5 protein-coding genes are annotated in these 4,750 nt (G+C 75.1%); 3 read left to right on the top strand and 2 right to left on the bottom strand.

The genetic code is table 11. From position 1 onward, the window contains the following. A partial coding sequence (locus tag G3I65_RS32140) for a UDP binding domain-containing protein (protein ID WP_239071584.1) occupies nucleotides 1-363 on the top strand: 363 nt, incomplete at its 5' end. Between the two features lie 78 nt (nucleotides 364-441). Further along, on the top strand, nucleotides 442-621 hold the full coding sequence (locus G3I65_RS32135) for a hypothetical protein (protein WP_160699429.1): 180 nt from the start codon (nucleotides 442-444) through the stop codon (nucleotides 619-621). A gap of 3 nt (nucleotides 622-624) precedes the next feature. Here the strand turns inward: G3I65_RS32135 and G3I65_RS32130 are convergent, their stop codons facing one another. Together G3I65_RS32130 and G3I65_RS32125 are read right to left on the bottom strand one after the other, a co-directional pair. After that, nucleotides 625-1,947 (bottom strand): aromatic acid exporter family protein, encoded by a 1,323-nt coding sequence (locus G3I65_RS32130; RefSeq protein ID WP_239071583.1) that lies wholly within the window; start codon nucleotides 1,945-1,947, stop codon nucleotides 625-627. Next, nucleotides 1,944-3,281, bottom strand: a complete 1,338-nt coding sequence (locus G3I65_RS32125) for an aldehyde dehydrogenase (protein WP_160699428.1) — start codon at nucleotides 3,279-3,281, stop codon at nucleotides 1,944-1,946. The genes G3I65_RS32130 and G3I65_RS32125 overlap by 4 nt, the downstream gene beginning before the upstream one ends. 89 nt (nucleotides 3,282-3,370) lie before the next feature. Between G3I65_RS32125 and G3I65_RS32120 the strand changes: the two genes are divergently transcribed. Next, nucleotides 3,371-4,750 (top strand): HAD-IIIA family hydrolase (locus G3I65_RS32120; protein ID WP_160699427.1); only part of this gene is annotated, 1,380 nt, incomplete at its 3' end.

Genomic DNA, 4,750 nt, shown 5'->3' with positions numbered 1-4,750 from the left:
GGCCTGGCGTTCAAGGCGGGCACCGGCGACCTGCGGGACTCCCCCGCGCTGGCGGTGGCCGAGGACCTGGCCCGCGCGGGCGCCGAGCTCACGGCGCACGACCCGGCCGTCGGCCAGGTGCCCGGCGCGAGCGCGGTCCAGGTCGTCGACGACCCGTACCTGGTGGCCAAGGACGCCGCCGCGCTGGTCGTGCTCACCGAATGGCCGGAGTTCCGTGACCTCGACTGGCCGCGGCTGGCCGCGTCGGTGGCGCGACCGGTCGTCGTGGACACGCGCAACCTGCTCGACCCCGCCACCCTCGCCGACGCCGGGTTCACGCACCTCGGCGTCGGAACCCGGCCGCCCGCTACTCCGTTCGAGTGACGTGGGTGCTCCTGACGAGTGTGGGCGCGATCACCGGGTAAGCGGGCGGGACCACCGATCCCGTCAGGGGGCCGCACCATGCCGAACCGAGTCCTGATCAGCCGCGACAGCAAGCCCATCCCGTGCGAGGAGTGCGGCTTGCCCACCCTGCACGTGGCCCGGCTGGTGTCGGGCGACGGGGCGCTGCTGGGCCAGACGATGGTGTGCACCGCGTGCCGCCGGCACCGTGCGGAGGCCGACGCCGTCCCGGTGCACTGAGGTTCAGCGGTCTTCCAGCTGCTCCACCAGCAGGCGCGCGGGCAGGATCATCGCGCCGAGCCCCAGCCGGGCCGGCACCCCGTCGCCCTCGGCGGTGACCAGGCGCTGTTCGAGCTGGTGCAGCAGCGCCCGGCAGCCGTCGAGCTCGACGGGCTCCCCGGCCGCGGCCACGGACTGGACGGCCCCGGCGAGGCAGTGCATGAGGTCCGCGAGCGTGTCCCGCGCGTCCGGCCACGGGTAGGCGAAGGGGTGCTCCTCGCGTTCCGACGTCGTCCGCACCGCGGCGACGAGCTGGGACAGCGGCGACCAGAGGGCGATGAGCGTCCGCAGTGGACGTTCGTGCCGCGCCCCGGCCCCCGGGCGGCCCCGCCGCAGGTTGAGCCGCCGCCCTTCCCGCGTCAGCCCGGCGGCGTCCTCGGCGGCCAGTACCTGGCTGCGCACGTCGTTCGCCCGGGAGAGCAAGGAGTCGACGTCCTCGGGTTCGTCGTGGCGGACGAGGTCGGACGTCGCTTCCAGCAGCTCCGCGAGCGCCGTGGCGACCCGCCCGGCGGCGGTGACGAGCCGTTCGCCGTAGAGCGGCGGGAAGATCAGCGTGTTGACCGCGACCCCGATGGCGGCGCCCAGCGCGGTTTCGAGGAGCCGGTCGCCGAGCAGCACGGGCTCGGTGGCGGTGCCGTAGGAGACCACGAGCATGCCGGTCACCCCGACCCACACCCCGGACTCCCCGAACCGCCGCCAGCTCCCGGCGAGCAACCCGGCGAACACGACCACGGCCAGCGCGACGGCCTGCCACGGAATCAGCTGCCCCGCGACGGCGGCGAGCAGCACCCCGGTGGCCACCGACCCGACCTGCTGCACCCAGCCGCGCAACGACCGGTAGACGGTCGCTTCCACGAGGAAGACGGCGGCGTAGGGCGCGAGAAAGGGTTGCGGCAGGCGCAGCACGAGGGTGGCGAGCAGCCAGGCCCCGGTGGCGGCGAGGGTGGCTTTGGCGCTTTGGACGAGGATCCGCCGTTCGCGCCCGGGGACGCGGAGGGCACGGGCGAACCAGCCGAGCGGGGTGCGGTCGCGTCCGTCGTCGGGTGAGGGACCATCGGTGCCGAGCGCGACGGTGAGCCGGCGTTTGAAGCGGAGCCGCCGGCCTGGGGTTGGTTCGGGTGTCGGGGTGCGGTGGGAGCCCGCTGTCTCGCCGGACCGGCCGCCGCGGGCCGCCACCCCGGCACCGCCGCTCGCAGTCTCGTCCGGTCCGGCATCGCTCCGCCGGAACCGCTCGTCCTCAGCCGGGGCGACCCCAGCCGCGCCCTCGCCTTCTCGCTGGTCGGTCATCCCGGCGGCGCCACGTGCACCAGCTTCGTCCGGGTCAGCTCGTCGAGCAGTTCCGGCCCGTACCCGTACCCGTTCCCGCTCCGCCCCCGTGGCTGCGCCGCCCCGCCGGGCGCGCCGCCGAAGACGTTGTTCACCTTCACCGTCCCCGCCGGCAGCTCGCGCCACGCGCGCTGGGCGTGGGCCATCGACGCGGTCAGCACCGTTGCCGCCAGGCCGTATTCGCCCTTCGCCGCCTCCGCCAGGCCGTGCTCGAAGCTCGGTACCACCTGCACCGGCGCGACCGGGCCGAACGTCTCCTCCGTCATCACCCGCAGGTCGGACGCGCACCCGCCGAGCACCGTGGCCGGGTAGTGCGCGCCCGGCCCGTCCGGGACCCCTCCGCCGGTCATGACGCGGGCGCCACGGGAAACAGCGTCGGCGACGTGCGCATGGACGTGCTCACGATGGCGCCGGTCCACGAGCGGTGCCAAAGTCCGTGAGTCCGCTTCCTTCACCAGCGCGTCCAGGAACTCCGAAGCGATCGCCTCGTGCACGTAGATCCGTTCCACGGCAACGCAGATCTGCCCCGAGTTGGCGAACGCCCCCAGCGCCGCCTGTCCCGCCGCCCACGCCGGGTCGACGTCCGCGTCGATCACGAGCGGGTCGTTGCCGCCGTTCTCCAGCAACGTTTTCGCGCCGGTCGCGGCCGCGCTCGCCGCGATCGAACGGCCGGTCGCCGTGCTGCCGACGTGGGCCAGGACGTCGACGTCGTCGCGCATCGCCAGGATCGCGCCGACGCCGCCGTCGCCGTGGACGGTCTGCAGCACGCCGCCCGGCAGGACTCCGATGAGCAGTTCGCCGAGCAGCTGACCGGTGTGCGGCGCGCGCTCGCTCGGCTTGTGCACCACCGTGTTCCCGGTGGCCAGCGCCGCCCCGAGCAGCCCGCACGCGACCGCCACCGGGTCGTTCCACGGCGTCAGCGCGACGACGACCCCGCGCGGCTCCGGCACCATCAGGTCCGTCGCGCCCGGGTCGCCCAGCAGGCTGCGGCCGCGGTGGACCGGGCCCAGCTCGGCGTACTGGCCGAGGGTGCCCGCGCCGGCCAGCACGCCTTCCAGCGCTTCCTCGCGGGGACGCCCGGTTTCCGCTTCGTTGACCTTCGCCAGCTCGTCGGCCTGGGCTCGCAACCGCTCGGCCGCCGTGTGCAGCAGCGCGCCGCGCTCGGCGGCCGGGGTCCGCGCCCATGCGGGCCGGGTCTCGTTCGCCAGCGCCAGCGCCGCGTCGATCTCGTCTTCGCCCGCGACCGGCACGCTGCCGACCACGCTGCCGTCGGCCGGGTTCCGGATCTCGATCATCCGCACCTCCTCCGTGTCCCCGCCCGGTTACCCGCGGCCGCGCGATCGACACGCCGTTTGACCCCGCGCCCGGCGGGTAGCCCGCTGCGGTGACTGTCGACTACACCGTGGTGATCCCCACGACGGGCCGGGAGACGCTTCGGCCGCTGCTCGAAACCCTGCTCGGTGGCGAAGGCCCGCGGCCGGCGGAGATCCTCGTCGTCGACGACCGCACCGGCGGGTCCGAACTGGACCTGCCCGGCGGTGTCCGCGTGCTCCGCTCCGGCGGGCGCGGGCCCGCGGCGGCCCGCAACCTCGGCTGGCGCACCGCGAAGAGCGAATGGATCGCCTTCGTCGACGACGACGTCGTGCTCGCCCCGGACTGGCCCCGGCAGCTCGCCGCGGACCTGCAGCCGCTGCCCCCGGCGGTCGCCGCCTCCCAAGGCCGGATCACCGTGCCGCTGCCGGCGGACCGCCGTCCCACCGACGACGAGCGCGGCACCGCAGGCCTCGAACACGCCCGGTGGATCACCGCCGACATGGCCTACCGCCGCGCCGCGCTGGCCGAGGCCGGCGGCTTCGACGAACGCTTCCCGCGCGCCTTCCGCGAAGACTCGGACCTCGCGCTGCGCGTCGCCGAGGCCGGGCACCGGATCGGCCGCGGCGACCGCCTGACCACGCACCCGGCCCGTCGCGCGGGATTCTTCCACAGCCTGAAGTCCCAGCGAGGCAACGCGGACAACGCGTTGATGCGCCACAAGCACGGCGTGCTCTGGCGCCAGCGCACCGGCGCGGGATCCGGCCGGCTGGGCCTGCACACACTGTCCACAGTGGCCGGACTCGCCGCTCTCGTGCTGCCTTTGCTGCGGCAGCGCGGGAAAGCCGTCCTCGCCGCCGGGATCTGGACGGGACTGACCGCCGAGTTCGCCGCCCGCCGGATCCTGCCGGGACCGCGCACGCCCGGTGAGGTCGCGCGCATGGTCGTCACCAGCGCCCTGATCCCGCCCGCCGCCTGCTACCACCGCGTGCGCGGCGAAATCGCGGCGCGGCGCCCCCGCCCGCCGGTCGCCGTGCTGTTCGACCGCGACGACACGCTGATCGTCGACGTCCCCTACCTCGACGACCCGGCGGGCGTGCGCCCGGTCCCCGGCGCCGTCGACCTGGTCCGGAGACTGCGGGAAAACGGTGTCCCGGTGGGGATCGTGAGCAACCAGTCGGGTGTCGCGAAAGGACTGATCACACCGGACCGGCTGGCGGCGGTGAACGCCCGCGTCGAAGAGCTCTTCGGCCCGTTCGGCACCTGGCAGGTCTGCGTCCACGACGACGGCGACGGCTGCGACTGCCGCAAGCCCCGGCCCGGGATGGTGCTGCGCGCCGCCGTCGAACTCGGCGTCGACCCCGCGTCCTGCGTGGTCATCGGTGACACCGGCGCCGACGTCGACGCCGCCCTCGCCGCCGGCGCCCGCGCGGTGCTGGTGCCCACCGCCCGC

It is taken from the genome of Amycolatopsis sp. SID8362 (genome assembly GCF_010550475.1).
Lineage (GTDB): Bacteria > Actinomycetota > Actinomycetes > Mycobacteriales > Pseudonocardiaceae > Amycolatopsis > Amycolatopsis eburnea.
Note: the sequence above shows the minus strand (reverse complement) of the source record. Positions and strands in the feature narration are given on the sequence as shown.

Coding starts and splice junctions, on each gene's coding strand:
- G3I65_RS32135 (WP_160699429.1), top strand. CDS start 442: ATGCCGAACCGAGTCCTGATCAGCCGCGACAGCAAGCCCATCCCGTGC.
- G3I65_RS32130 (WP_239071583.1), bottom strand. CDS start 1,947: ATGACCGACCAGCGAGAAGGCGAGGGCGCGGCTGGGGTCGCCCCGGCT.
- G3I65_RS32125 (WP_160699428.1), bottom strand. CDS start 3,281: ATGATCGAGATCCGGAACCCGGCCGACGGCAGCGTGGTCGGCAGCGTG.